Annotated in this window: 28 protein-coding genes; 19 read left to right on the top strand and 9 right to left on the bottom strand. The window is 68.5% G+C overall.

The window, feature by feature from the left end:
- Positions 1–24: 24 nt before the first annotated feature.
- The gene (locus AB0E94_RS37250; RefSeq protein ID WP_360336265.1) at positions 25–696 is read left to right on the top strand and encodes an HAD family phosphatase; all 672 of its coding nucleotides are present in this window, start codon (positions 25–27) and stop codon (positions 694–696) included.
- A 16-nt stretch (positions 697–712) separates the two neighbouring features.
- Here AB0E94_RS37250 and AB0E94_RS37245 read toward each other — a convergent pair whose 3' ends face one another.
- Positions 713–1,042, bottom strand: coding sequence for an HAD hydrolase family protein (locus AB0E94_RS37245; RefSeq protein WP_360336263.1), 330 nt, complete (start codon positions 1,040–1,042; stop codon positions 713–715).
- On the opposite strand from AB0E94_RS37245, the gene AB0E94_RS37240 reads away from it, so the two are divergent.
- Both AB0E94_RS37240 and AB0E94_RS37235 read left to right on the top strand, forming a co-directional pair.
- On the top strand, positions 965–1,339 hold the full coding sequence (locus tag AB0E94_RS37240) for a hypothetical protein (protein WP_360336261.1): 375 nt from the start codon (positions 965–967) through the stop codon (positions 1,337–1,339). The two genes, AB0E94_RS37245 and AB0E94_RS37240, sit on opposite strands and share 78 nt — an antisense overlap.
- Positions 1,340–1,350: 11 nt before the next feature.
- A complete protein-coding gene (locus AB0E94_RS37235) occupies positions 1,351–1,938 on the top strand; it encodes a nucleoside deaminase (RefSeq protein ID WP_360336259.1) in 588 nt (195 codons plus the stop codon).
- 52 nt (positions 1,939–1,990) lie between these two features.
- Here the strand turns inward: AB0E94_RS37235 and AB0E94_RS37230 are convergent, their stop codons facing one another.
- Positions 1,991–2,683: a class I SAM-dependent methyltransferase gene (locus AB0E94_RS37230; protein ID WP_360336257.1), complete on the bottom strand. Its 693-nt coding sequence runs from the start codon at positions 2,681–2,683 to the stop codon at positions 1,991–1,993.
- Between the two features lie 577 nt (positions 2,684–3,260).
- Here AB0E94_RS37230 and AB0E94_RS37225 point away from each other — a divergent pair.
- The gene (locus AB0E94_RS37225; protein ID WP_360336255.1) at positions 3,261–3,599 is read left to right on the top strand and encodes a gamma-glutamylcyclotransferase family protein; all 339 of its coding nucleotides are present in this window, start codon (positions 3,261–3,263) and stop codon (positions 3,597–3,599) included.
- 283 nt (positions 3,600–3,882) lie between these two features.
- Here AB0E94_RS37225 and AB0E94_RS37220 read toward each other — a convergent pair whose 3' ends face one another.
- From AB0E94_RS37220 to AB0E94_RS37205, 4 genes are read right to left on the bottom strand one after another with little or no spacing between them, the layout of a single operon-like run.
- Positions 3,883–4,647, bottom strand: a complete 765-nt coding sequence (locus tag AB0E94_RS37220; RefSeq protein WP_360336253.1) for an ABC transporter permease — start codon at positions 4,645–4,647, stop codon at positions 3,883–3,885.
- Positions 4,644–5,393, bottom strand: coding sequence for an ABC transporter ATP-binding protein (locus AB0E94_RS37215; RefSeq protein ID WP_360336250.1), 750 nt, complete (start codon positions 5,391–5,393; stop codon positions 4,644–4,646). The genes AB0E94_RS37220 and AB0E94_RS37215 overlap by 4 nt, the downstream gene beginning before the upstream one ends.
- Complete coding sequence (locus AB0E94_RS37210) at positions 5,390–5,761, bottom strand: DUF1048 domain-containing protein (protein ID WP_360336248.1); 372 nt, start codon at positions 5,759–5,761, stop codon at positions 5,390–5,392. Before AB0E94_RS37210 ends, AB0E94_RS37215 begins: the two co-directional genes overlap by 4 nt.
- A gap of 2 nt (positions 5,762–5,763) precedes the next feature.
- Complete coding sequence (locus AB0E94_RS37205; RefSeq protein ID WP_360336246.1) at positions 5,764–6,093, bottom strand: PadR family transcriptional regulator; 330 nt, start codon at positions 6,091–6,093, stop codon at positions 5,764–5,766.
- Between the two features lie 290 nt (positions 6,094–6,383).
- On the opposite strand from AB0E94_RS37205, the gene AB0E94_RS37200 reads away from it, so the two are divergent.
- Positions 6,384–8,345 (top strand): KUP/HAK/KT family potassium transporter, encoded by a 1,962-nt coding sequence (locus AB0E94_RS37200; RefSeq protein WP_360336244.1) that lies wholly within the window; start codon positions 6,384–6,386, stop codon positions 8,343–8,345.
- Positions 8,346–8,374: 29 nt separating this feature from the next.
- On the top strand, positions 8,375–9,121 hold the full coding sequence (locus AB0E94_RS37195; protein ID WP_360336242.1) for a DUF4118 domain-containing protein: 747 nt from the start codon (positions 8,375–8,377) through the stop codon (positions 9,119–9,121).
- Between the two features lie 11 nt (positions 9,122–9,132).
- Here the strand turns inward: AB0E94_RS37195 and AB0E94_RS37190 are convergent, their stop codons facing one another.
- A complete protein-coding gene (locus AB0E94_RS37190; RefSeq protein WP_360336240.1) occupies positions 9,133–11,058 on the bottom strand; it encodes an amino acid transporter in 1,926 nt (641 codons plus the stop codon).
- A 292-nt stretch (positions 11,059–11,350) separates the two neighbouring features.
- Between AB0E94_RS37190 and AB0E94_RS37185 the strand changes: the two genes are divergently transcribed.
- The 10 genes from AB0E94_RS37185 (at position 11,351) to AB0E94_RS37140 (ending at position 20,738) form a co-directional block, all read left to right on the top strand.
- Positions 11,351–11,728, top strand: a complete 378-nt coding sequence (locus tag AB0E94_RS37185) for a hypothetical protein (RefSeq protein ID WP_360336238.1) — start codon at positions 11,351–11,353, stop codon at positions 11,726–11,728.
- Positions 11,725–12,261, top strand: a complete 537-nt coding sequence (locus AB0E94_RS37180; protein WP_360336236.1) for a hypothetical protein — start codon at positions 11,725–11,727, stop codon at positions 12,259–12,261. Before AB0E94_RS37185 ends, AB0E94_RS37180 begins: the two co-directional genes overlap by 4 nt.
- A complete protein-coding gene (locus AB0E94_RS37175; RefSeq protein WP_360336234.1) occupies positions 12,255–12,461 on the top strand; it encodes a hypothetical protein in 207 nt (68 codons plus the stop codon). Before AB0E94_RS37180 ends, AB0E94_RS37175 begins: the two co-directional genes overlap by 7 nt.
- 160 nt (positions 12,462–12,621) lie before the next feature.
- Positions 12,622–12,801 carry a hypothetical protein gene (locus AB0E94_RS37170; RefSeq protein WP_360336232.1) on the top strand — a complete coding sequence of 60 codons (180 nt, stop codon included), beginning with the start codon at positions 12,622–12,624 and terminating at the stop codon, positions 12,799–12,801.
- A complete protein-coding gene (gene kdpF, locus AB0E94_RS37165) occupies positions 12,798–12,887 on the top strand; it encodes a K(+)-transporting ATPase subunit F (protein WP_092556036.1) in 90 nt (29 codons plus the stop codon). The genes AB0E94_RS37170 and kdpF overlap by 4 nt, the downstream gene beginning before the upstream one ends.
- Positions 12,887–14,533, top strand: coding sequence for a potassium-transporting ATPase subunit KdpA (kdpA, locus tag AB0E94_RS37160; protein WP_360336229.1), 1,647 nt, complete (start codon positions 12,887–12,889; stop codon positions 14,531–14,533). The genes kdpF and kdpA overlap by 1 nt, the downstream gene beginning before the upstream one ends.
- 35 nt (positions 14,534–14,568) lie before the next feature.
- The gene (kdpB, locus tag AB0E94_RS37155) at positions 14,569–16,668 is read left to right on the top strand and encodes a potassium-transporting ATPase subunit KdpB (RefSeq protein ID WP_360336318.1); all 2,100 of its coding nucleotides are present in this window, start codon (positions 14,569–14,571) and stop codon (positions 16,666–16,668) included.
- A 5-nt stretch (positions 16,669–16,673) separates the two neighbouring features.
- Positions 16,674–17,522, top strand: coding sequence for a potassium-transporting ATPase subunit C (locus AB0E94_RS37150; protein WP_360336227.1), 849 nt, complete (start codon positions 16,674–16,676; stop codon positions 17,520–17,522).
- Positions 17,523–17,583: 61 nt separating this feature from the next.
- A complete protein-coding gene (locus AB0E94_RS37145) occupies positions 17,584–20,067 on the top strand; it encodes a sensor histidine kinase KdpD (RefSeq protein WP_360336225.1) in 2,484 nt (827 codons plus the stop codon).
- Positions 20,064–20,738, top strand: coding sequence for a response regulator (locus tag AB0E94_RS37140; protein WP_360336223.1), 675 nt, complete (start codon positions 20,064–20,066; stop codon positions 20,736–20,738). The genes AB0E94_RS37145 and AB0E94_RS37140 overlap by 4 nt, the downstream gene beginning before the upstream one ends.
- A gap of 45 nt (positions 20,739–20,783) precedes the next feature.
- On the opposite strand, the gene AB0E94_RS37135 is transcribed toward AB0E94_RS37140, so the two are convergent.
- Positions 20,784–21,149 carry a universal stress protein gene (locus tag AB0E94_RS37135; protein ID WP_360336221.1) on the bottom strand — a complete coding sequence of 122 codons (366 nt, stop codon included), beginning with the start codon at positions 21,147–21,149 and terminating at the stop codon, positions 20,784–20,786.
- Between the two features lie 371 nt (positions 21,150–21,520).
- On the opposite strand from AB0E94_RS37135, the gene AB0E94_RS37130 reads away from it, so the two are divergent.
- The 3 genes from AB0E94_RS37130 (at position 21,521) to AB0E94_RS37120 (ending at position 24,434) form a co-directional block, all read left to right on the top strand.
- Complete coding sequence (locus AB0E94_RS37130; RefSeq protein ID WP_360336219.1) at positions 21,521–21,901, top strand: hypothetical protein; 381 nt, start codon at positions 21,521–21,523, stop codon at positions 21,899–21,901.
- Between the two features lie 164 nt (positions 21,902–22,065).
- A complete protein-coding gene (gene nhaA, locus AB0E94_RS37125) occupies positions 22,066–23,370 on the top strand; it encodes a Na+/H+ antiporter NhaA (protein WP_360336217.1) in 1,305 nt (434 codons plus the stop codon).
- 173 nt (positions 23,371–23,543) lie between these two features.
- Complete coding sequence (locus AB0E94_RS37120) at positions 23,544–24,434, top strand: ABC transporter ATP-binding protein (protein ID WP_360336215.1); 891 nt, start codon at positions 23,544–23,546, stop codon at positions 24,432–24,434.
- A gap of 2 nt (positions 24,435–24,436) precedes the next feature.
- Here the strand turns inward: AB0E94_RS37120 and AB0E94_RS37115 are convergent, their stop codons facing one another.
- Positions 24,437–24,709, bottom strand: coding sequence for a zinc ribbon domain-containing protein (locus AB0E94_RS37115; protein ID WP_360336316.1), 273 nt, complete (start codon positions 24,707–24,709; stop codon positions 24,437–24,439).
- Positions 24,710–24,746: the final 37 nt, after the last annotated feature.

Below are 24,746 nucleotides of genomic sequence, written 5' to 3'. Positions count from 1 at the left end.
GTCCTGCTTGGAGGAATCATCGGTATGGCCCTGCCCGAGAACGTCGACGCCGTGGTGTTCGACTGTGACGGTCTGCTCGTCGACACCGAGACCTGCTGGACCCGCGCCGAGACGAAGATCTTCGCCGAACACGGCCACGAGTTCGGCCTCGACCAGAAACAGATCGTCATCGGCCGCACCCTCGAAGCCGCCGGCGTTGCGATGGCCGACTACTTTGGTCGGCCCGGTGACGGGCCCGTCCTAGCCCAGCACCTTCATGACCTGGTCGCTGTCGAGTTGGCGGCCGGCGCCGATGCGTTGCCCGGCGCCCGGGGCCTCGTCGAGGCGTTGCTCGGCCGGGTACCGATCGCGGTAGCCAGCAACAGCCCCCGCGCGTTCGTCGACACTGCGCTCGCCTCGGCCGGGCTCGACGACCTGTTCACCCACGTTCTCGCCGCTGAGGACGTCGACCGTCCGAAACCGGCTCCCGACCTGTACTTGGCGGCGTGCGCGGCGCTCGGCGCGAACCCGGCGCACAGCGTCGCGTTCGAGGACTCTCACACTGGCGTCACCTCGGCGCGGGCCGCCGGCCTGCACGTCGTAGGAGTGCCGTCACTGCCCGGCGTCGTCCTGGACGCTCACACTCTGGTCGGCGCCCTGACCGATGCGGCGCTGAGCGGTTGGGCCCAGACGGTCGGCACACCGGCGAACTGGTAGCTCGGGTGCTTGCCGTTCAGTGGGTGCCAGGGACGTGGGTCAGCGCGTCGATGGTGGCGCTGACCTGGTCGCGTGCCACGGCGAGATCGGCGTGTCGTCCGGCGTCGGCGTCACCGACGCAAACGGCGAAGCGGGCGTTCTGGAACAGCCGGATGTCGTTGTGGTCGTTGCCGAAAGCGACGTACCGGCCGTCGGTGATCGACAGTGCGGCCAGCGCCATCGCCTTGTCGACCTCGGCGGGTGACAGGTCGACGAGGTCCTCGGCCTGATGCCGGTGCATCGTCAGCCCCAGACCGGCCAGCTCGGCCAGGACGGCGTCGGTGGGGGAGAACAGCACGACCTTCACGTACTCGGTGAGGGCGGGCGGCTGTGCATCATGAACGCCGCCTGCCCGGGCTCCGCCCGCAAGACGCGGATGTTCGCGCCGATCGCGAAGAACTACGACACCGGACAGCCCGCGCAGGAGATATTCGACTTCAACCTGCGGATCTTCGAGGAGGACCGGGCCGTCGTCGAGGTCCAGAAACCCGAGAACCTGCCCCTGGACCCGCGCATCGAGGTCAACATCGCCGCCGACCGCAGCTCCGTCGCCTACCGCCGCGGCCTTCGCGACCTGGGCCTGAGCCACTTCTTCACCGCCTAGGAGCACCCGCCGTGAACACCACCACCATCCCCACCCGCTTCGGCGCCCAACTGCCGGACTGGGTGCTCGACGAACTCGCCGACGTCCCGCCCGTACTGGCCGACGTCGAGGACCGCATGCGCCTGGTCAACCGGCTCGCCGACCGCAACCACCGGGAGGACACCGGCGGGCCGTTCGCAGCCCTGGTCAGCGACAGCAACACCGGAGAGATACTTTCCGCAGGCGTCAACCTGGTCCTCGCATTCGACCTGTCGTCGCTGCACGCCGAAGTCGTCGCGATCTCCCTGGCCCAAGCCCGGCTCGGGACCTGGAACCTCGGTACCCGACGGCTCGAACTCGCCGTCAACTGGCGGCCCTGCGCCATGTGCTACGGCGCCACCATGTGGTCCGGTGTGACCCGTCTGGTCGTGGCCGGTGAGGGCGACATCGTCGAAGAACTGACTGGCTTCGACGAGGGCCCGATGCGTGAGGGCTGGAAGGAACAGTTCGCCCGACGGGGCATCGAGGTGCGCACCGACGTGCTGCGCGACGAGGCCATCGCGGTGTTCCGGGCCTATGGGCAGCGCACCGACGCCGTCGTCTACAACGGCCGCAGCTGACCGCTGGGGTTGCCGTCCGGACGGCGAGATGCCCTGTCCGGGCGGCACCCCCTCAGTGTTTGCGGCCCAGCCCGTACTGGAAAAGCGTTCCGGTCTCCTGGACCTGCAGGGTGATCCCGGCCCGCACGGCGGCGTCGACTAGTTCGTCAGCGGTGTAGAAGTTCTTGACGATGGTCGCGCGGGTACCGTCGTTCAGGAGCCGCACCATCTTCTGCCCGGCGGTCGCGGCGACATGCGGCTCGGACGAAGACACCGGCGCGTCGTCGACGAAGAAGACCGTGCCGCCCGGCCGCAGCCAGGACGCCACCCGGGTGAAGAAGGACGCCAGACGCTCCCGCGGGACGTGCGAGATCCAGAACGTGAAGACCACACTGTCGAAGCGTTCCTCGGTGTCCCAGGTGAACAGGTCCGCGATCTGCGTCCGTACCTGCGGGGACGCCGTGACCGGGTTGTGCGCGAGCATCTCGGCAGAGCCGTCGACGAGCGTCAACGTCGCCGCCCGCGGCGCGAGGTGGACACTCCAGGTACCTGTGCCGGGCGCGAGTTCCAGCACGTCAGCGCCGAGGTCGGCCGCCTCGAGCGCCGCCAGCGCCACACCCGCCTCACGGAACCACACACTGTTCGCGGCGTCGCCCTTGTCGAAGACGCCCCGCCGCAGCCACCAGTCGTCATAGTGCGGCGCACGCTGGGAGTAGTACGCGAGTTGCTCCGCCAGGTCGCCCTCGGTGATCGGATCTTCTGCCACGCGGCGAGTCTATGGCGGTGACCCGCTTTGGACGGAGCCGACGACCTGGCGTCGCCACGTGGACTACGGACGCATGGCCACCGCAGTCTTCGCCAGCGCCAACATCGTCCTGGCCCCGGCACTCGCAACGGTGTTGTTCGCCGACTTCGCCTCTGACCCGCACCCGCCCACCGGGCCACCCCGGCTTCCGGCAGGCAGAGACCGTTCCGGCCGGATCCGAAACAGCGGCGATGTTGCTTGCGAAATCAACAAACGTTGGTGAATATCATCGAGGCGACTGCCCGGCCCCCCTTGCCGGGGCAGTCGCCACCCCACGAAACCGGCCGGCCCGTCCCCGATCCGCATGGCCATCCGCCAGGTATCGCCGTGCAGCGCCGGCCGCCACTGGTTCTGGTCAACGCGTCGACCACGCCCGCGACGCGTTGACGTTCGCAGCCCTGATGGCGCTGACCACCGGCCGATGGCAGCTGCCGGCCACGACCCGTACCACGACACTGGCGATCCTGAACCGCGCGGCAGCCACCATCACCGGAACCTGCCCGGTCTGACCGCCGGTCAGACCGGCAGAATCACTGGCATGCCTCTGCTCTTCTCGTACGGCACGTTGCGTGATCCCGCAGTCCAACAGGCCAACTACGGGCGCGAACTCGCCGGCAGCGACGACCGGCTCCCCGGCTACACCGTGAACCTGCTGGAGATCACCGACCCGCAGGTGCTGGCCATCAGCGGGCAGACCCATCACCCGATCGTCGTCGAGACCGGAGACCGAAACGACAGCGTCGCGGGCACCGTCTTCGAGATCACCGACGCCGAACTCATCGCCACCGACGGCTACGAAGTCGACGACTACCGGCGCCAGCTCACCACGCTGGCCTCCGGAAAACAGGCATGGGTGTACGTACAGGCACCGCAATGACCCATCCGACAGCCACCGGCCTCCACACAGCCCGGACCATGCACGCCGGCCGCAGACGATCAGCAGGTGACAGGGTCTACGGCAACCGTCGCGCCCGTCGTGTCTGACGAGATCGTGGAAGTCGTGATCATGGAACTCGCGAGGACGTCGGCTCAGCGGCAGCCGCTTCGTCGTCCAGCCACGCGAAGGCGTTGGACTACGAAGAAGGGATCAAACCTTCAAAAACCCCACGCATGCGTCACGTAGAACGTGAATGACCTGCGTGGGGTCTGACGTGCCCGGGCTAACTGATCTTCTTGCGGTAGATCGCGGTTGCGCCCACGTAGGCGACCACCAGAATCCCGGCGCACCAGCCGAGAGCGATCCAGATGTCGTCGCCGACAGGCTGTCCCGCGAACAAGGCCCGGACCGAGTTGACGATCGAGGTGACCGGTTGGTTCTCGGCGAACCACGCCACCGGTCCTGGCATCGAGTCGGTGGGTACGAACGCCGAGCTGATGAACGGTAGAAAGATCAGCGGATAGCTGAACCCGCTGGCCCCGTCCACCGTCTTGGCCGACAGTCCGGCGATCACGGCGATCCAGGTGAGCGCCAGTGTGAAGAGGATCAGGATGCCGGCGACGGCGAGCCAGTCGAGCACCGAGGCGCCGGTCCGGAATCCCATGATCAGGGCGACGCCGACGACGATCACGAGTGAGGCCACGTTGGCGACCAAGGAGGTCAGCACGTGCGCCCACAGCACCGAGGGCCGGGGGATCGGCATCGACTGGAAGCGTTCGAAGATGCCGCCCTGCATGTCGAGGAAGAGCCGGTAGGCCGTGTACGCGATTCCGGACGCGATCGTGATGAGCAGGATGCCGGGCAGCATGTAGTTGATGTACGAGTCGCCGGTCCCGGTGTTGATGGCGCCGCCGAACACGTACACGAACAGCAGCATCATCGCGACCGGGGTGACCGCGGTGGTGATGATGGTGTCCGGGCTGCGCAGGATGTGCCGCAGCGAACGGCCGGTGAGGGTGCCGGTGTCGCTGAGAACGTGGGCGGTCAACGTGCACCTCCGACAAGGGCGAGGAAGACGTCCTCGAGGGTTGGCTGCTTCTCGACGTACTCGACCTTGGCGGCCGGTAGCAGTTTCTTGAGTTCGGCGAGGGTGCCGTTCTGGATGATCGTGCCTTCGTGCAGGATCGCGATCCGGTCGGCCAGTTGCTCGGCCTCGTCGAGGTACTGGGTGGTCAGCAGGATGGTGGTGCCGTCGGCGGCGAGCTGTTTGACCGTCTGCCATACCTCGATGCGGGCCTGCGGGTCGAGCCCGGTGGTCGGCTCGTCGAGGAAGAGCACCAGCGGATCCCCGATCAGGCTCATCGCGATGTCGAGGCGCCGCCGCATGCCGCCCGAATATGTCCCGGCCCGGCGTTTGCCGGCTTCGGTGAGCGAGAACCTTGCGAGCATGTCGTCCGCGACCTGCGAAGGGTTGTCCAGGTGGCGCAGTTTCGCGACCAGGATCAGGTTCTCCCGGCCGGTGAGGATTTCGTCGACGGCGGCGAATTGGCCGGTCAAGCTGATCGAGCGGCGGACGTCGGCGCCCGCCGAGGCGACGTCGAACCCGTTGACGGTGGCGGTTCCGGCGTCGGATTTCAGCAGCGTCGACAGGATCCGCACCAGGGTCGTCTTGCCGGCGCCGTTCGAGCCGAGCAGGGCGAAGATGCTGCCCGGCGCCACGTCGAGATCGACGCCGCGTAGCACGTGCAGGTCCTGGTAGGACTTCGTGACGCCACGCACGCTGATCGCGGTCATGAGTGGTTCTCCTCGGATGCGGCGGTGTCGATGGCGGCCCGCAGCCGTGCGCGTTCCTTGTCGATCCACTGCTTGCCGGAGTAGGCCTGTATGAATGTCTCGGCGAACTCGACCGGGTCGTCCCCGACGACCGCGCGGACCGGCGTGCCGTCGGTGGCCGCCCGCTCGAACAGGTCGACGAAGTCGCCGAGCATGGTGACGAACGTGTCGCCGTCGTCGATGCCGCCGTAGTAGTTGAAGTACCGGTGCAGCGCCTTCGCGGAGTCGCGATACGGCGCCGGCAGCGCTTCGAGGCGGGCCATGTCCTGCTTGTACTGCTTCTTCTGCTCGAGTGATCCGACCAGCATCTCGATCCATTTGGCGGCCATGCTCATGCTCCTTCGTGGTGGAGTTTCTCGATACGCTGGGCGAGGACGCTCCACGTCCTCCAGAACTCGTCGAGCTGGTCGCGGCCCTTGGTGTTGAGCGAATACACCTTGCGCGGCGGTCCCTTCTCGGAGGGCACTTTCTCCACGTCGACGAGCCCGCGCTGTTCGATCCGTACGAGCAGTGCGTAGATGGTGCCTTCGGCGATGTCTGCGAAGCCCTGCTCACGCAGCCAGGCGGTGATCTCGTATCCGTAGGCGTTGCGGCGGGCCAGGATCGCCAGCACGATCCCTTCCAGGGTGCCCTTGAGCATCTCCGTCATCTGGTTGCCCATGTGTTCGGCTCCTAGCTATTTAGCGTCACTGACTACCGCTAGAAAGTATCACTAGGTACCGGTAGCTAGCAACGCTGAATACCAGAACCACCCGGATGTGCTCCGACTGTCGGCGCGGGTCGGGCACGAAGCCGGCGCACCTCGTCAACAGGACGTGAAAATCGTGCGGTCCCGCGTACGAAGTGCGTGAACGCGGCAACATCCAAACGGCGACGTCCGGTTGCATGACTCGGATCGATACTGAGTTTGAGTCTGCGCCGATCATTGCGCAGCGTGTGAAGGGATTCATCGTGCTCGACCACCAGGAGCAGCCGCCATCGGAACACCACACGCCACGCGAGGGCATGGCCGGGGCGGGGCGCGACGCCGTGCGGATGGCCGTGGTGGTGGGCGCGCTCGGGGTGGTGTTCGGGGACATCGGCACCAGCCCGATCTACACGATGCAGACCGTGTTCAACCCGGCTGACCCGCATCCGGTCCCGGTCAGCACCGACAACGTGTACGGCGTCGTGTCGCTGATCTTCTGGTCCGTCATGATCATCGTGACGTTGACGTATGTGCTGCTCGCCATGCGCATCGACAACGACGGCGAGGGCGGCATCATGGCGCTGATCACCCTGTTGCGCCGCTGGACCGCACCCAGGGGGCGGCGCACCGCCGCGGCCCTGGCCGCGCTGGGTGTCTTCGGCGCCGCACTGTTCTTCGGCGACAGCATGATCACCCCGGCCATCTCGGTGCTGTCAGCCGTGGAGGGCCTCAAGATCGTGGCCCCGTCGATGGAGGAGTGGATCGTCCCGATCACCGCGGCGATCATCGTGATGCTGTTCGCGGTGCAACGGCACGGCACCGCGGCGATCGGCCGGCTCTTCGGCCCGATCATGATCGCCTGGTTCACGGCGATCGGCGCCTGCGGGATTCTCGGCATCGCCGAACAGCCCGCCATCCTCAAGGCGCTGTCCCCCTCATACGCGATGAGCTTCCTGGCCGGCGACTTCGGGATCGCCTTCTTCGCGCTCGCCGCGATCGTTCTCGCGGTCACCGGCGCCGAGGCGCTCTACGCCGACATGGGCCATTTCGGCCGCCGCGCGATCAGCCGCGGCTGGTTGCTGCTGGTACTGCCGGCGTGTGTGCTGAGCTACCTCGGCCAGGGCGCGCTGATCCTGCAGGATGCGGCCAACATCAGCAGCCCGTTCTTCCTGCTGGTGCCCGGCTGGGGCCGGTGGCCGATGGTGCTGCTGGCCACCGCGGCCACCGTGATCGCGTCCCAGGCCGTGATCACCGGCGCCTACTCGGTCGCCGCCCAGGCCGCCCGGCTCGGCTACCTGCCACGGCTGCGCATCACCCACACCTCCGCGTCCACCATCGGCCAGATCTACGTGCCGTGGATCAACTGGCTGCTGCTGGTCTCCGTACTCACCCTGGTCTTCGCGTTCCGTAGTTCGGCGGCGCTGGCGTACGCGTTCGGCATGGCGGTGATCTGCACCATCACCATCACCACCCTGCTGTTCTTCTACGTCGCCCGGTCCCGGTGGGGCACGCCGTGGTGGCTGCTGGCCACCGGCGCCGGCATCCTGGTCGCCGTCGACAGTCTCTTCGTCGCCGCCAACCTCACCAAACTCGCCCACGGCGCCTGGCTGCCGCTGCTCATCGGACTGACCGCGTTCACCGTCATGACCACCTGGCAGCGCGGCCGGGAGATCGTCACCGCCAACCGGCAACGCCGGGAGGGCTCCCTGCAGGAGTTCGTCACCAAGCTGGGCAGCGGGGCTGCGGCGACCACGACGGTTCCCGGCACCGCCGTGTTCCTCAACCGGGGCGGGCAGACCGCGCCGCTGGCCCTGCGCGCCAATGTCGAACACAACCATGTTCGCCACGAACGCGTCGTCATCCTGTCTCTGGAGACCCGGCCGGTCCCGCGGGTGCCGGAAGCCGAGCGTGTCACCGTCGACGACCTCGGATACACCGACGACGGCATCGTCTTCGTCACCGCACGCTACGGGTACACCGAGACGCCGAATGTCCCCGCAGCGCTGCGGGGCCTGTCGCCGGAGCAGACCGAAGGGCGGCTCGACCTCGATGACACGACGTACTACCTGTCGAAGATCGAGCTGCGGATCTCGCCCGAGCCGACCATGGCCCAGTGGCGTAAACGGCTGTTCACCGCGACTTCCTACATCACCGCCGACGCCGCCGACCAGTTCGGCCTGCCCCGGGAACGAACCGTCATCATGGGGGCGCACATCGACGTGTGAAGGCGTCCGGTGAGTCGTACAGTCGAAGAATGGCCTCCTGGCTGAAGCGTCATCGTCGCCGCCTCTCGCTCATCCTCGCGGTCGTTGCGCCCGCGGCCGTCACGGCTGCGCTGACCGCGGTCCGCGACGATGTCGAGAACACCCATGTCGCATTGGTGCTGGTGGTCGTCGTGGTCGGTGTCGCCGCGCTCGGCTACCGGGTGTCCGGCTACCTGGCGGCGCTGTCGGCCGGCGTCTGGTTCAACCTGCTGTTCACGCAGCCGTACCTGCAACTGCGGATCAACGACCGCGCCGACGTGCAGACGTTCGTACTGCTGATGATCGTCGGTGGTGCGGTGACCGAACTGGCGGTCTGGGGCCGACGGCAGGAAGCCGTCGCCAGCCGCGAAGCCGGCTACCTCGCCGGCATCCACGCCGCGGCCGCGGCCGGCGCCGGCGGACCGAACGCGGGCTCGCGTCAGGACCTGATCAGGCAGGTCGCCACCCAGCTGGTCGACACCTTGCACCTGGAGACGGCCCGATATCAGTCCGGAGTCGCGGGCCTCGGTGACCCGGCCAGGCTACGCCGTGACGGGCAGGTCGTGTGGAACCACGCGACGTGGGACGCCGACCACGACGGCCTGCCTACCGGAACCGACATCGAGCTACTGGTCGAACACGGTGGCCGCCTGCACGGCCGGTACCTGCTGCGCGCCGCGCCGCACCGTACCGTGTCGATGAGTGAACGCCGGGTCGCGTTGACACTGGCCGACCAGGTCGGCGCAGCACTGGGCTGACCGCCGTCGGCTCAGCCGACGTGGACGTGGGGCCGCCGCCGGCGGTCGGGTTCGGCCTGGCGGATCATCTCGCGGGTCACCGGGGCGACCTCGCCCTGGCCGAAGATCAGGTATCGGGCGAAGTTGGCGACCGGGTTGCCCTCGGTCCATTCGAAGTAGATGTGCGGTCGGCGGTGGGTGGTGTCGCGGATCCACAGCATCAGCGACGCGAGCGCGCTGGGCACCGAGGAACTCTCCAGGGTGAGCACCCGGTACCTGTTGTGCAGCACCTCGCCGCGGACGATCAGTTCGGTTTCGAAGTCGGAGGCGTCGCGGACGGTGACCTCGACGAACAGCACGTCGCGCTGGTCGGCCATGTCGTTGTCGGCGATGATCTGCGCGAGTTTGGCGGAGTACTCGCGGTTGTCGCGGGCCTCGGGCTCGTTGGCGATCAGGCGGATCTGCCGTTTGCTGAGCTCGTCGAGCCAGCGCTGGGCCAGGGGATCGGCGTCGACGTGGGTGACGCGTAGTTCGAAGGCCCGGTAGACCCGAGACAGCAGGGAGACGGCGATTATCGCGAGGATGAAACAGCCGGCGATCTTCACACCGTCGGGGCGTTCCCAGATGTTGACGAGGGTGGTGTAGACGAAGACGGCGGTGATGATGCCGAACGCCCAGGTCCGGCCGCGCTGGCCGGCACGGCGCGCCGACAGCGTGACGGCGGTCGCCGCGGACGTGATCAGGACGAGGACGCCGGTGGCGTAGGCGCCGCCCTGGGCGTCGACGTCGGCGTCGAAGATCCAGGTGATCAGGAACGCGGTGCCGGTGAAGACCAGGACCATCGGGCGCACGGCACGGGCCCAGGTCGGCGCCATGCCGAACTTGGGCAGATACCGGGGTACGAGGTTGAGTAGGCCGGCCATGGCGGAGGCGCCGGCGAACCAGAGGATCGCGATGGTGGCGATGTCGTAGACGCTGCCGAAGACGTTGCCGAGGTTCTGGTGGGCCAAGTAGGCCAGTGCCCGGCCGTTGGCCTCGCCACCCGGCTGGAACTTCTCGGCCGGGATGAGCACGGTGGTGGCGAGGCTGCTGGTGATCAGGAAGACGCTCATGATGCCGGCGGCAGTGGTCAGCAGCTGCTTGCCGCCACGGATGCGCTGGGGCAGGTCGCCTTTGATGTGTGGCATGACGGCGACACCGGTCTCGAAACCGGACAGCCCGAGCGCGAGTTTCGGGAACACCAGCAGGGCGATGCCGACCATCGCGAGCGGGCTGCCGTGGGAGGTGGTCAGCGCGGTTCCCCAGTCGGCGACGGCGGCCGGGTGGGTGAGCACCTCCCAGAGGGCGTCGCCGATGACGATCACGTTGAGGCCCAGGTAGACGCCGACCAGCACGACAGCGATGCCGATCGCCTCGGTGAAGCCCTTGAGGAACACGGCGCCGAGCGCGGCGACCAGCACGAGCGTGACCAGGACCTCCTGGTGGTGCCAGGATTCCGGCCAGAACGGGTTCTCGTCGATGTGGGCGGTCGCGTCGGCCGCCGACAGGGTGATCGTGATGATGAAGTCGGTGGCCGCGAACCCGAGCAGGACCAGCACGAACAGCTTGCCCTTCCAGAACGACAGCAGCCGGACGAGCATCGCGATGGAGCCCTCGCCGTGCGGGCTGTCGGCGGCCACCCGCCGGTAGACCGGCAGCGCGCCGAGCAGGGTGATCAGCACCAGCACCAGGGTGGCCAGCGGGGACAGCACCCCGGCGGCGAGCGCGGCGATGCCGGGCTGGTAGCCGAGGGTGGAGAAGTAGTCGACACCGGTCAGGCACATCACCTTCCACCACGAGTGCGGCTTCTCCTCGTGTGGTTGCGCATGCGGGCCCTCGTGTCGTGCGGTCTGCTCGGTGAGGCCCTTGAGCAGCCAGGAGCGCAGAGTGCTGCGCTCGCCCGATACGGTCCCGGTCATCGAACTTCTCCTGGCCTGCGTGAACGGGCGTTTCCCAGCTCCCCGGAGAATCCTGACATTCGGCGGCCGAATGACCGAGAGCATGCTGCGTTAATAAAACGTCAAAATGTTCGCGGCCCGCCCTGGCACGCCATTCTAGCGCTTTGCCCGGTGGTGTACCGCGCTCGTGAATAAACGCGCCGTCGCCGTATCGAGGTCGTCAAAAGACTCGACGGGGCCCATCACCAACGATTGGTATTGCTGACAGGCGGGCTCGTTCCCAGAGCCCGGAGCTGTGTGCCGGAGGCAAGTCATGACAATCGCGCGGAGTCCGCGGCCGGTGATGCTGCGCATCGACGTCGAACTGGTCAAGGGCTGTGGCCGTGCCTTCTGGCCCCGCCCCGGGCGGGTCGTCAACGCGCATCCGGCGAACACGTTCGCCGAGCTCGCGCAGGCCATCGATCTGTCCTTCGGGCGTACCGACCTCGGGCACCTGAGGCTGTTCGCGCTGCCCGGCGGTGTCGAGGTGAGCTGGACCGAATGGCGTGACGGGCCGGCATTCGCGGGCACCGCCGACGGCCGGACCTGTGGTCTGGACACGCTGCGCCCGGGTGACTCGTTCACCTACATGTTCGATCTCGGGCAGGACTGGACGCACCTGTGCCGGGTCACCGCCGGTGGTGGGCGATGACCCTCGCCGACATCCTGCCGTCGCTGCGGTCGTCGTTGCCGCCGCATCTGGACGAACAGCACTGGCCGTCGACGATGCGCCGGCGTGGACTCGACGAACTACTGGTCGGTGGTGTCCCGCTGACACGGCTGGCCGCCGACTACGGCACGCCGCTGCACGTGCTCGACGAGACCGACGTGCGGCGCAACTGCGCCGAATACGGTGCCGCGTTCGGGCCGGGCGGGACCGCCTACAGCGCCAAGGCGGGGCTGACCCCGGCGATCGCCCGGTGGATCGCCCCTTCCGGACTGGGCTGCTATGTGGTGTCGGCCGAGCAGCTGGCGACCGCCCTGACCGCCGGAATCCCACCCGAGAAGCTGACCCTGGCCGGTGCCGCGAAGTCGGTCGCCGCCCTCGAAGCGGCATTCGCCTGCGGCGCCGCGGTGGTGGCCGGGTCGGTGGGGGAGGCGGTCGCGTTGGGTGTGCGGCCGGTGGCCATGCCTCGGAACTGGTCGGCCGGGCTCCGGAAGCCGATCATGAGCCCGCGGTGCTGACCTGTGACTGCGGCGACAGCCGGGCCCGGACCGTCCCGGTGCGGGTGCCCGCGGACGTCCGGGCCGGTGACCTGCTCGTGCTGGCCGGAACCGGGGCATACCACGAGGCCGGCGAGCCTGTGGTGTCGGTTGCTGACGGTTCGGTGCGGTCGCTGGTGCGGCGGGTATCGGTCACGGACCTGTTGCCCGGCTCACGCTGAGACTCCACCGGTGGTGATGGGGCTGGCCGATGCGGCCGGCCCCATCTGCGTAGCACCTTGTGCCGAGAGCGCCGAATTTCACGTCGTTATGACACGGCTGCCCGGAAACCGCATTCAGTGGCCGCCCTCACCCCGCGTCAAAAAAGCGTGAACAAATGCTGTGCCCGCGTACGCATCGCGTGAACAACCATTTCCATCAGGGCTGTGGCGAGATTTGCTGTTCGGGCAACACCCCTTCGCCCAACTGGAGTCCTCCGTGGCTGATCTTCTGTTCGTCGTTCTCACGGGAGTGCTGTTCGCGGCGCTGACCGTGCTGATCAAGGCGGTCGAACGCGGATGAGCGCCGTCAACCTGATCGGCCTGATCCTGGCCGTCGCCCTGGCCGCCTTCCTGGTGGCCGCCCTGCTCTTCCCGGAGAAGTTCTGATGGCCGGCTGGCTTTTCGTGCTGACGCTGATCGCCGCGCTCGTGGCGGTGTATCGGCCGTTCGGTGACTACATGTACCGCGTCGTGTCGGGCACTCGGCACGCCCGCGCCGAGAGGGGCATCTACCGCCTCGTCGGCGTGGACGCGAACACCGAGCAGACCTGGGGTGTCTACGCCCGCAGCGTCCTCGCGTTCTCCGCGGTCTCGGTCCTGTTCCTCTACGCGTTCCTGCGGTTGCAGGACAAGCTGTGGCTGTCGCTCGGGTTGCCCGCTGTCACCGACCACATCGCCTGGAACACCGCGGTCAGCTTCGTGACCAACACCAACTGGCAGGCCTACTCCGGTGAATCGACCATGGGCCACCTGGTGCAGATGGCCGGCCTGGCGGTGCAGAACTTCGTGTCGGCGAGTGTCGGCATCGCCGTTGCGGTCGCGCTGGTCCGCGGGTTCGCCGCCCGCAAGTCCGAGACGCTCGGCAACTTCTGGGTCGACCTGACCCGGATCTGCCTGCGGATCCTGCTGCCGCTGTCCATTCTCTTCGCGATCGTGTTCATGATCGGCGGGATGGTGCAGAACCTGTCCGGGGGAGTGGACGTGACTACCCTGACCGGAGGGGCGCAGCACATCACCGGCGGCCCGGTCGCCTCCCAGGAGGCCATCAAGGAACTGGGTACGAACGGTGGGGGTTTCTACAACGTCAACTCGGCCCATCCGTTCGAGAACCCGACTACCTGGACCAACTGGATCGAGATCTTCCTGATCCTGGTGATCCCGTTCAGCCTGCCCCGTGTCTTCGGCCGGATGGTCGGCCAGAACCGGCAGGGCTACGCCATCGTCGCGGTCATGGCGATCCTGGCGCTCGGCAGCATCGCGCTGACCGTCGGCTTCGAGACCCACGGCGCCGGCACCGTGCCGCAGGCGGTCGGCGCGGCGATGGAGGGCAAGGAGACCCGGTTCGGCGTCGCGAACTCGGCCACCTTCGCTGCTGCGACCACGCTCACCTCGACCGGCGCGGTCAACTCGTTCCACGACTCGTACACCGCGCTCGGCGGCATGATGCCGATCGTCAACATGATGCTCGGCGAGGTCGCGCCGGGCGGCGTCGGGTCGGGGCTCTACGGCATGCTGATCCTGGCGGTGATCACGGTGTTCGTGGCGGGGCTGATGGTCGGCCGTACCCCCGAATATCTGGGTAAGAAGATCCGCGCCCGGGAGATCAAGCTCGCGTCGCTGTACTTCCTGGTCACCCCGATCCTGGTCCTGACCGGAACGGCCGCGGCGTTCGCGACGGGCAACAATTCCACCGCGCTCAACGTCGGCCCGCACGGCCTCTCCGAGGTGTTGTACGCGTTCACGAGCGCCGCCAACAACAACGGCTCCGCGTTCGCCGGTATCACCGTCAACACCCCGTGGTGGGACATCGCGCTCGGCCTGGCCATGCTGCTCGGCCGGTTCCTGCCGATCGTGCTGGTCCTGGCGCTGGCCGGATCGCTGGCCAAGCAGCAGCCCGCACCGGAGACCGAGGGCACCCTGCCCACCCACCAGCCGCTGTTCGTCGGCATGGTCGCCGGCGTGACCGTCGTCCTCGTCGCGCTGACGTTCCTCCCGGCGCTGGCGCTCGGCCCGCTGGCCGAGGGGCTGTCATGACCGGGCGAACTGATGAACGTGAGAAAGGCACCCCGATGACCGCCACCCTGGACGACCTGATCAAGGTCGACCCCACCCCGCCGCCTGCCCCGGTCAAGGCCGGCCTGCTCGACCCGAAGCAGCTGTGGCGTTCGCTGCCCGACGCGCTGCGCAAGCTCGACCCGCGGGTGATGTGGCGCAACCCGGTGATGTTCATCGTCGAGGCCGGCGCCGTGTTCACCACTGTGCTCAGCATCGTCGAGCCGACCCTGTTCGCCTGGCTGATCACTGTCTGGCTGTGGCTGACCGTGGTCTTCGCGAACCTGGCCGAGGCCGTCGCCGAGGGCCGCGGCAAGGCGCAGGCCGCCGCGCTGCGCAGCGCGAAACAGGACATGATCGCCCATCTGAAGGACGGCCGGGACATCCCGGCGACCGACCTGAAACTCGGTGACGTGGTCGTCGTCGTGGCCGGGCAGATCATCCCCGGGGACGGCGACGTCATCGAGGGCATCGCCAGCGTCGACGAGTCGGCGATCACCGGCGAGTCGGCGCCGGTCATCCGGGAGTCAGGCGGTGACCGGTCGGCGGTCACCGGCGGTACGAAGGTGCTGTCCGACCGGATCGTCGTGCGGATCACCCAGAAGCCGGGGGAGAGTTTCGTCGACCGGATGATCGCGCTGGTCGAAGGCGCGAACCGGCAGAAGACCCCGAATGAGATCGCGCTGAACATCCTGCTCGCCGCGCTGACGATCATCTTCCTGCTGGCCGTTGTCACGTTGCAGCCGCTGGCGATCTTCTCCAAGGCGTGGCAGGCGGCAGCGCCGGACACCACGGCGATCGACGGCAACGGTGTCACCGGGATCGTGCTGGTGTCGCTGCTGGTCTGCCTGATCCCGACGACGATCGGGGCGCTGCTGTCGGCTATCGGGATCGCCGGCATGGACCGGCTCGTGCAGCGCAACGTCCTCGCGATGAGCGGGCGCGCGGTCGAGGCGGCCGGAGATGTGAACACCCTGCTGCTCGACAAGACCGGCACGATCACGCTCGGCAATCGGCAGGCGGCGGAGTTCGTACCCGTGGATGGTGTTGATCGAAAGGACCTTGCCGACGCCGCGCAGTTGTCCAGCCTGGCCGACGAGACGCCGGAGGGCCGGTCGATCGTGGTGCTCGCCAAGAACGAGTACGGCCTGCGCGAACGTGAGCCGGGCCTGATGAGCGACGCGACGTTCGTGCCGTTCACCGCGCAGACCCGGATGAGCGGCGTCGACCTCGGTGAGCGCAGGATCCGCAAGGGTGCCGCGACCGCGGTGATGAAGTGGGTCCGCTCCAACGGCGGGCACCCCACCGAGCAGGTCGGCGAGATCGTCGACGCGATCAGCGGCTCTGGCGGCACCCCGCTCGTGGTGGCCGAAAACGATCGGGTGCTCGGGGTGATCCACCTCAAGGACGTGGTCAAGTCCGGGATGCGTGAGCGTTTCGACGAGATGCGCCGGATGGGCATCCGCACGGTGATGATCACCGGCGACAACCCGCGGACCGCGGCGGCGATCGCCGCCGAAGCCGGCGTCGACGACTTCCTCGCCGAGGCCACCCCGGAGGACAAACTCGCTTATATCCGCAGAGAACAGGCGGGCGGCCGATTGGTTGCGATGACCGGCGACGGTACGAACGACGCGCCCGCACTCGCGCAGGCTGACGTCGGGGTGGCCATGAACACCGGCACGTCGGCCGCGAAAGAGGCCGGCAACATGGTCGACCTCGACTCGGACCCGACGAAACTCATCGAGATCGTCGAGATCGGCAAGCAGCTTCTGATCACCCGCGGCGCGTTGACGACGTTCTCCATCGCCAACGACATCGCCAAGTACTTCGCGATCATCCCGGCCATGTTCGCCGCGGTCTACCCGGGCCTGGACGCGCTCAACATCATGCGGCTGCACTCACCCGGGTCGGCGATCCTGTCCGCGGTCATCTTCAACGCGATCGTGATCGTCTTTCTGATCCCGCTGGCGCTGCGCGGCGTGCAGTACCGGCCGTCGTCAGCGAGCCAGCTGCTGTCGCGCAACCTGCTGATCTACGGCCTCGGCGGTGTCATCGCCCCGTTCGTCGGCATCAAACTCATCGACCTGCTCATCCAGTTCATCCCGGGGATCTGATCAGAATGCGACTTCCCGCCTGGCTCGCCCAGCACCTCGCGGCGCTGCGCGCGCTGCTCGTCCTCACCGCCATCGTCGGCCTCGCCTACCCGCTGCTGCTCGTCGGCGTCGGCAAGATCCCCGGCCTGTCCGACAAGGCATCCGGCTCCATGGTCGCCGTCGGCAGCACCCTGATCGGTCAGTCGTTCACCGACGCCGACGGCAACCCGGTCGCCAAGTACTTCCAGTCCCGGCCGTCGGCCGCGGGCGACGGCTACGACCCGACATCGACGTCGGCCAGCAACCTCGGCCCGGAAAGCGTCGTCGACACCCTGTCGGCCGACGAGGAGACCGCGTCGCAGAGCCTGCTCACCCAGGTCTGCGCCCGCAGCCTCGCCGTCGGCACCCTCGAAGGCGTCGACGGCAGCCGCCCCTACTGCACCGCAGACGGCGTCGGCGCGGTTCTCGCGGTCTTCCACCGCGACGGCTTCACCGGCCCGATCACCCGGGTCGTGTCGGTCAACCAGACCGGCACCCCGTTCCTCGCCACCTACGAGGGCGTGGCCGTCGAGTCGGCGAAGAACGACGAGGACTACCAGGCCCAGGGCGCCGTGATCACCCCGATCCGCGGTGACGCGCCCGCCAAGCCGGTCGTCCCGGCCGACGCGGTCACCGCCAGCGCCAGCGGCCTCGACCCGCACGTCAGTCCCGCCTACGCCGAACTCCAGGTCGCCCGCGTCGCCCGTGTGCGCGGCATCGACGAGGCACGAGTCCGCGAGTTGATCGCCGAACACACCGACGGTCGTGCCCTAGGGTTCCTCGGTGAACCGGGCGTCAACGTCCTCGAACTGAACCTGGCGCTGGACGGCAAATGACGAGAGCGGCCGGACCGGGCTTCCACGGCCCGGTCCGGCCGGCCCTTCCGGGAGGACACCCATGGCACGTGGGGAACTGCGGATCTACCTCGGCGCGGCGCCGGGTGTCGGCAAGACGTACACGATGCTCGAGGAAGCCCACCGCCGCATCGAACGTGGCACCGACGTGGTCGTCGCGTTCGTCGAGACCCACGGCCGCAAACACACCCAGGCCATGCTCGCCGACCTGGAGATCATCGAGCGCCGGACGATCGAGTACCGCGGCGCCCGGTTCACCGAGATGGACCTCGATGCGGTGCTCGACCGCCGGCCCGAGGTGGCGATCGTCGACGAGCTCGCGCACAGCAACGTGCCCGGCTCGGTCCACGCCAAACGCTGGCAGGACGTGCACGCCCTGCTCGACGCGGGTATCGACGTGCTCACCACGGTCAACGTCCAACACCTGGAATCGCTCAACGACGTCGTCGCCCGGATCACCGGCGTCGAACAGCGCGAGACCGTCCCGGACGCGATCGTCCGCGCCGCCGAGCAGGTCGAACTCGTCGACATGACCCCGGAGGCGCTACGCCGCCGGATGGCGCACGGCAACATCTACCGGCCCGAGAAGATCGACGCCGCCCTCGGCAACTACTTCCGCACCGGCAACCTCACCGCCCTGCGTGAACTCGCCCTGCTCTGGCTGGCCGACAAGGTCGACGACCAGCTCGACAAGTACCGTGCCGACAACGCCATCGACAACACCTGGGAGACCCGCGAACGGGTCGTCGTCGCGCTCACCGGCGGCCCCGAAGGCGACACCCTGATCCGCCGGGCCTCCCGCATCGCCGCCCGGGTCAAAGGCGCCGACCTGATGGCCGTGCACGTCACCCGCAACGACGGGCTGGCCGGCGCCGACCCCGCCGAACTCGCCCGGCAGCGCGTGCTCGTGGAGAGCCTCGGTGGCACGTACCACCAGGTCGTCGGCACCGACATCCCGCAGGCGCTGCTCGACTTCGCCCGTGGCGCCAACGCCACCCAGATCGTCCTCGGCGCCTCCAGCCGCGGCCGGTTCGCCCAGCTGTTCGCCACCGGCGTCGGGGTGACCACGATCGCCCGGTCCGGGTCCATCGACGTGCACCTGGTCACCCACGAACGCGCCCGGCAGGGCCGCCGCCGTGGTCCGATCCCGGCCGCCCTGTCCCGCAGCCGCCGGATCGCCGGATTCCTCGCCGCCCTGCTCGGGCTCCCACTGCTCACGATCGCGCTCAAAGTCGGCCCGACCCTGCCACTGATCAACGACATCCTGCTGTTCCTCGTCGCCGTGATCGGTGTCGCGCTGATCGGCGGCCTGTGGCCCGCGCTGCTCGCCGCGGTCGCCGGATCCCTGCTGCTCAACTGGTTCTTCACCGCACCGATCGGCCGGTTCACCATCGCCGAGGGCCAGAACCTCCTCGCCCTCGCGATCTTCGTCATCGTCGCCATCGCCGTCAGCTGGGTCGTCGACACCGCCGCCCGCAAGACCCGCCAGGCCGCCGAGGCCGCCGCCGACGCACAGACCCTCGCCACCGTCGCCGGCGGAGTCCTGCGCGGCGAACGCCCGCTGCTCGCCCTGCTCGAACGGCTCCGCGAGACCTTCGGCCTCGACTCGGTCACCCTGCTGGAGAAAGGCGCCGTCGTCGCCTCGGTAGGCCCGGCCGCGTGCGAGCGGCCCGCCGACTCCGACGTGGAGGTGACCGCCGACGGAGACCTGATGCTGCTGCTCAAGGGACACACCTTGCAGGCCTCCGACCGGCGCATCGTCGAGGCGTTCGCCGCCCAGGCCGCCGTCGCCGTCAAGCAGGAACGCCTCGCCACCGAGGCGGCCGCCGCGAAACCCCTCGCGGAAGCCGACCGGATGCGGACCGCGCTGCTCGCCGCCGTCAGCCACGACCTGCGCACCCCACTCGCGTCGGCCAAAGCCTCCGTGGCGAGCCTGCGCAGCAGCGACGTGCAGTTCGACGACGACGACCGCGCCGAGTTGCTGGCCACCGCCGACGAATCCCTCGACCGCCTCGATCGGCTGGTCGCCAACCTGCTCGACATGAGCCGCCTCCAGGCCGGCGCCCTCGGTGTCGCCGCCATCGACGTCGGCGCCGAGGAGGTGGTGCCCCGCGCCCTCGACGACATCGGCCCCGACGGCCGCCTGGTGACCGTGCACGTCCCCGACGACCTGCCCCTGCTGCACGCCGACCCCGGCCTGCTCGAACGGATCCTGGTCAACATCGTCACCAACGCGCTGCGCTACAGCCCACCCGGCCGGCCACCGATCATCACCGGCAGCAGCCACGGCGACACCGTCGAACTCCGGGTCATCGACCACGGCCCCGGCATCCCCGACGACCGCTGGGACGACGTGTTCCTGCCGTTCCAGCGTCTCGGCGACCGCGACAACCACACCGGCGTCGGCCTCGGCCTCGCGCTGTCGAGAGGCCTGACCGAAGCGATGGGCGGAACGCTGACCCCGGAGGCGACCCCCGGAGGAGGACTCACCATGATCATCGCATTGCCGGTCAGGGGCATGACGTGACCCGCGTTCTCGTCATCGACGACGAGCCTCAGATCGTACGGGCGCTGAGCATCAACCTCAGAGCCCGCGGCTACACCATCGACACCGCCCGCGACGCCGTCACCGGCCTGCACACCGCCGGCCAGGAGCCGCCCGACATCGTCGTGCTCGACCTCGGCCTGCCGGACATGGACGGCACCGAGGTGATCCGCGGCCTGCGGGGCTGGACCAACGTCCCGATCATCGTGCTGTCCGGCCGGGCCGGCAGTGCCGACAAGGTGTCCGCTCTCGACGCCGGCGCCGACGACTACGTCACGAAACCGTTCGGTATCGACGAACTCCTCGCCCGTATCCGGGCCATCACCCGCCGAGCGCAGCCCGCCGACGACGGACCACTCGTCACCCTCGGCTCCCACACCGTCGACCTCGCCGCCCGCAGCGTCACCGGCGGCGACACCGAGGTGCGGCTCACCCCGACCGAGTGGGAACTGCTCGACCACCTGCTGCGCCACCCCGGCAAACTGATCAGCCAGCAGGCGCTGTTACGCGACGTGTGGGGCCCACAGGCGCAGACGCACACCAACTACCTGCGCCAGTACATGGCCCGGCTGCGCCGCAAACTCGAAGCCGACCCCGCACACCCCCGGCATCTCATCACCGAACCCGGCATGGGCTACCGCTACCGGCCCTGACAAGGGCCGGTCCAGGACTTGCATCCCGGGCCACTCATTGAGCGCTCAGGAGTCCTTGGTCAGGTGGCGTAGGTCGCGGTCGAGATCGCGGCTGAGCTTGCGTGTGGCGAGCCACGGCGGCGGGACCACGACCACCGGGCACGACGCGTAACGGATACAGGCCCGGGCGACGCCGGGCCCAAGCCAGCGATGGCGCCGACTGCCCAACACGATGAGGTCGTTCGCGCCGTCGGCGATGCCGGCCAGAACCGGCGCCGGCCGGCCGCGAAGTATCCGCCGCTCAAAAGTCACGTCAGCCGGAGCGGCGGCGAACGCGCCCGCCACGGCCTCGTCGATGATCTGATCGCTGAGCTGAGCGAACGGCTCGTTCCAGACGGTGTTGAGCCGCCGGCCGGAATCACGAACGGTCATGCCTCAAGGCCATCGCTCGGCCCCTTGCCGGACAAGGAACATCGACGGTTTTAACGACATTGCTACGGGCCGCCAGCCGGCGACCCGAAAATTCCTCGAAGACCTCGTCCGGGTACGCACGGGCTGCTCGCCGACCGCACCATGGGGCGTGATCGAGTTCTAGCACTGGCCCTGAACACCACGAGCCGCCGTCCGCGTGTATACACCGCGTTAGTTTCCCGGGCGAAGGCGTACCAGTGTCGTATACGTGAACCCCGCCCTGGGCCGGGTGGGAGTACGAACTGGTGGTGCAGATATCGCGAAGACGGTCCTCACGTTCCAGAGCGGTCCCGGCCGTCGGCTCCTTCGACACGGGCCGCGTCGTTGAGTTGTTGACCGGTGTCGCTGCGATCGCGGTGTCGGCGATGGCGGCGTCGGTGTTGTACCCCGCCGCAGAGCAGATGTCGCGTGTGCTGATCGTGACGGTGGCCGCCGGTGTGGTCGCTGCAAAGGTGACCCGGATCGCGGACGCCGCCGTACTCACGATTGCGGCCGCCTCGGCCTTCGTGATCGATCCGGGTGGGGCGGATGCCGCCGGTGCGCCGGCACTACTGCCGTACACGCCGGTGTTCCTCATGTCGCTGATGCTCGGCCGGGGATACCGCTACCTGTCCAGCGAGAACACGCTGCGCGAACCGGCACGGCGACGAGATGCGGATTCGGAGGGCGGCTCGTCCCTGCTGGTCTGGCCGGACGAGCCCACGAAGCCGTGAGATGTGCCGCCGACCCGTCCGCGAGCTACTGGCCGCCGACGGTGCAGTGACGGCACCAGCGGTTACCACTGCGACTGACCGGCCCGGACCAGGTAGGTTGTATCGGAGGTGTGCCGGGAAGGCTGGTCGGCGACGTTGTTGCCGTGCCCTGCCGAAGGAGTCTTATGACCGGAACACCTCCTCGTCCCACCCGCTACCTGTTCGGCCGGGGCACCTGGCCCGAGGTCAGCCGGATCGCCGACATCCTGCGCGCTGAGACCGCCGGTGGCGCGTTGCTGCTGATCGCCGCGGTCGTCGCCCTGGCCTGGGCCAACTCGCCCTGGGCGGTGGTGTACCAGGACCTGACCGCCTGGCGGATCGGCCCGGCCGGGCTGCATCTGGACCTGACGCTGGCCCAGTGGGCGGCCGACGGTCTGCTGGCGATCTTCTTCTTCGTCGCCGGGCTGGAGCTCAAACGCGAGTTCGTCGCCGGTGACCTGCGCGACCCGCGACGCGCGATGCTGCCGGTCGCCGCCGCCGTGGGCGGGATGGCGGTACCGGCGCTGATCTACACCGCGGTCAACACGACCCTCGACGGCGGCGCGCCGGTGGGCTGGGCGGTCCCGACCGCGACCGACATCGCTTTCGCCCTGGCCGTACTGGCGGTGATCTCCACCCACCTGCCCGCCGCCCTGCGTACGTTCCTGCTGACTCTCGCAGTCGTCGACGACCTGCTCGCCATTCTGATCATCGCGGTCTTCTACACCGACTCCTTGAATCCGCTGCCGCTGGCCGCCGCCGTCGTACCGCTGGGGCTGTTCGCGTTGCTGGTGCAGCGTCGGGTCCGGTCCTGGTGGCTGCTGCTGCCGCTGGCCGCCGCCACCTGGATGCTGGTGCACGCCTCCGGTGTCCACGCCACCGTGGCCGGAGTGCTGCTCGGCTTCCTCGTCCCGGTGGTCCGCCGCAGTGGCGGCGACGGGCCCGGGCTGGCAGAGCATTTCGAGCATCGGTGGCGGCCGCTGTCGGCCGGGTTCGCGGTGCCGGTGTTCGCGTTCTTCGCCGCGGGTGTGTCGGTATCCGGCGGCATCGGCGCTGCCCTGGCCGATCCGATCATGATCGGTATCGTCGTCGGGCTCGTGGTGGGCAAATGTGCGGGCGTGCTCGGCGCGACGTGGCTGGTGCAACGGTTCACCCGGGCTTCGCTGGGTGAGCAGATGAGCTGGTGGGACGTTCTCGGGCTGTCCCTGCTCGCCGGGATCGGGTTCACCGTGTCGCTGCTGATCGGCGAACTCGCCTTCGGCACCGGCAGCGCGCACGACGAGCACGCCCGGATCGGGATTCTGGTCGGATCGTTGATCTCGGCGCTGCTGGCATCCATCGTCCTGCGCGCCCGCAACCGCCACTACCGGCGCGTGTGCCGGGCCGAGGAAGTCGACACCGACGCTGACGGCATCCCCGACGTCTGGGACGACGACACCGTACGGCGCTGACCACGGAGCCGGCATTCGCGAACTCGCCGTGCCCAGGTCGCCTGGCTGTTGTTCACGCCGTGAGCGGCACGGGGCTTTCCGCCGTTGAGGGCGGAGCGTACGGTGAACGGTAGGTGTGCCGGGAAGTCTGGTCGGCGGTCATTGATCCGCGTCGACCGAAAGGCACCCCTGCGATGACCGACCCCGCGCTGCGCGCCGTTGACCTGACGAAACGGTACGGCCACCTGACCGCTCTCGACTCCCTGTGCCTCGATGTCACTCCGGGCGAGGTGTTCGGGTTCCTCGGCCCGAACGGGGCCGGCAAATCCACCACGATCCGGCTGCTGCTCGGACTCGCCCGGCCGACTGCCGGCCGGGCCGAGGTGTTCGGTGTCGCGGCCTCCGACGTGGCGCGAGCCCACCGGCATCTGGCGTACATGCCGGCCGACGTGGCCCTGTGGCCGCAGTTGACCGGCGCCGAGATCCTGCACCTGCAAGCCCGTACCGGACCGGGTATCGACGAGGACTACCGCGATGAGCTCGTCAAACGGTTCGCCCTCGATGTTTCGAAACCGGCCCGGACCTACTCGACCGGCAACCGGCAGAAGGTCGCGCTGATCGCCGCGTTCGCCACCCGGGCACCGCTGCTGGTCCTCGATGAGCCGACCAGCGGTCTGGACCCGCTGATGGAACGCGAGTTCCGTGCCGCGGTCCACACGGCCCGCGACCGTGGGCAGACGGTCTTCTTGAGCTCCCACCAGCTCTCCGAGGTCGAAGCCGTCTGCGACCGGGTGGGCATCCTGCGCGCCGGCCGGCTCGTCACGGTGTCCACCATCAGCGAGTTGCGAGGCATGCACCGCTCCGAGGTGACCATCACCTTCACCGGCACCGCCCCCGATCTGACCACGATCCCGGGGGTCGTCGCGGTCCAGCCCGCCGGCGACGGGCGGCTACGGTTCACCCTCACCGGGGCGCCCGCCCCCGCCCTGCGGGCACTCGCCACCGTGGACGTCACGGCGCTGGCGGTGCGCGAACCCAGCCTCGAAGAGATCTTCCTGGACTACTACGGGGAGCAGGCGGCGTGACGTTAACGATCCCTACGGATGAATCCGGGGGGTTTTCCTCCGGGGCGTGGCCCTGGATTTCCAGCTCGGACCGCATGTGACCAGTCCTCCCGGAAGGAGGCGATCTGATGTCTTACGTCGTCGGCGCTGGCACGGTCGCGTTCAGCCGTGGCGAGGATCGTCCTCGCGGCGTTGAGGTCGCGGTCGGCGGTGTAGCCGCAGGCCGTGCACTCGAAAGTCCGTACGCCCAGTCCGAGGCGGAGATTGGTTCTCTCGCCGCACCCGGAGCAGGTCATCGTGGTGTAGGCGGGCGGTACCGGCACCACCTTCCGG

Origin of the sequence: Actinoplanes sp. NPDC026670 (genome assembly GCF_040638175.1) — a bacterium.
Classification (GTDB): domain Bacteria; phylum Actinomycetota; class Actinomycetes; order Mycobacteriales; family Micromonosporaceae; genus Actinoplanes.
This window is presented reverse-complemented; position numbering and strand designations above follow the sequence as displayed.

What these genes read in the sequence shown, in the direction of transcription:
- AB0E94_RS37250 (WP_360336265.1), top strand. Translation starts at nt 25, where the DNA reads ATGGCCCTGCCCGAGAACGTCGACGCCGTGGTGTTCGACTGTGACGGT.
- AB0E94_RS37240 (WP_360336261.1), top strand. Translation starts at nt 965, where the DNA reads ATGCCGGTGCATCGTCAGCCCCAGACCGGCCAGCTCGGCCAGGACGGC.
- AB0E94_RS37225 (WP_360336255.1), top strand. Translation starts at nt 3,261, where the DNA reads ATGCCTCTGCTCTTCTCGTACGGCACGTTGCGTGATCCCGCAGTCCAA.
- AB0E94_RS37215 (WP_360336250.1), bottom strand. Translation starts at nt 5,393, where the DNA reads ATGACCGCGATCAGCGTGCGTGGCGTCACGAAGTCCTACCAGGACCTG.
- AB0E94_RS37210 (WP_360336248.1), bottom strand. Translation starts at nt 5,761, where the DNA reads ATGGCCGCCAAATGGATCGAGATGCTGGTCGGATCACTCGAGCAGAAG.
- AB0E94_RS37205 (WP_360336246.1), bottom strand. Translation starts at nt 6,093, where the DNA reads ATGGGCAACCAGATGACGGAGATGCTCAAGGGCACCCTGGAAGGGATC.
- AB0E94_RS37195 (WP_360336242.1), top strand. Translation starts at nt 8,375, where the DNA reads ATGGCCTCCTGGCTGAAGCGTCATCGTCGCCGCCTCTCGCTCATCCTC.
- AB0E94_RS37190 (WP_360336240.1), bottom strand. Translation starts at nt 11,058, where the DNA reads ATGACCGGGACCGTATCGGGCGAGCGCAGCACTCTGCGCTCCTGGCTG.
- AB0E94_RS37185 (WP_360336238.1), top strand. Translation starts at nt 11,351, where the DNA reads ATGACAATCGCGCGGAGTCCGCGGCCGGTGATGCTGCGCATCGACGTC.
- AB0E94_RS37180 (WP_360336236.1), top strand. Translation starts at nt 11,725, where the DNA reads ATGACCCTCGCCGACATCCTGCCGTCGCTGCGGTCGTCGTTGCCGCCG.
- kdpF (WP_092556036.1), top strand. Translation starts at nt 12,798, where the DNA reads ATGAGCGCCGTCAACCTGATCGGCCTGATCCTGGCCGTCGCCCTGGCC.
- kdpA (WP_360336229.1), top strand. Translation starts at nt 12,887, where the DNA reads ATGGCCGGCTGGCTTTTCGTGCTGACGCTGATCGCCGCGCTCGTGGCG.
- kdpB (WP_360336318.1), top strand. Translation starts at nt 14,569, where the DNA reads ATGACCGCCACCCTGGACGACCTGATCAAGGTCGACCCCACCCCGCCG.
- AB0E94_RS37150 (WP_360336227.1), top strand. Translation starts at nt 16,674, where the DNA reads ATGCGACTTCCCGCCTGGCTCGCCCAGCACCTCGCGGCGCTGCGCGCG.
- AB0E94_RS37145 (WP_360336225.1), top strand. Translation starts at nt 17,584, where the DNA reads ATGGCACGTGGGGAACTGCGGATCTACCTCGGCGCGGCGCCGGGTGTC.
- AB0E94_RS37135 (WP_360336221.1), bottom strand. Translation starts at nt 21,149, where the DNA reads ATGACCGTTCGTGATTCCGGCCGGCGGCTCAACACCGTCTGGAACGAG.
- nhaA (WP_360336217.1), top strand. Translation starts at nt 22,066, where the DNA reads ATGACCGGAACACCTCCTCGTCCCACCCGCTACCTGTTCGGCCGGGGC.
- AB0E94_RS37120 (WP_360336215.1), top strand. Translation starts at nt 23,544, where the DNA reads ATGACCGACCCCGCGCTGCGCGCCGTTGACCTGACGAAACGGTACGGC.
- AB0E94_RS37115 (WP_360336316.1), bottom strand. Translation starts at nt 24,709, where the DNA reads ATGACCTGCTCCGGGTGCGGCGAGAGAACCAATCTCCGCCTCGGACTG.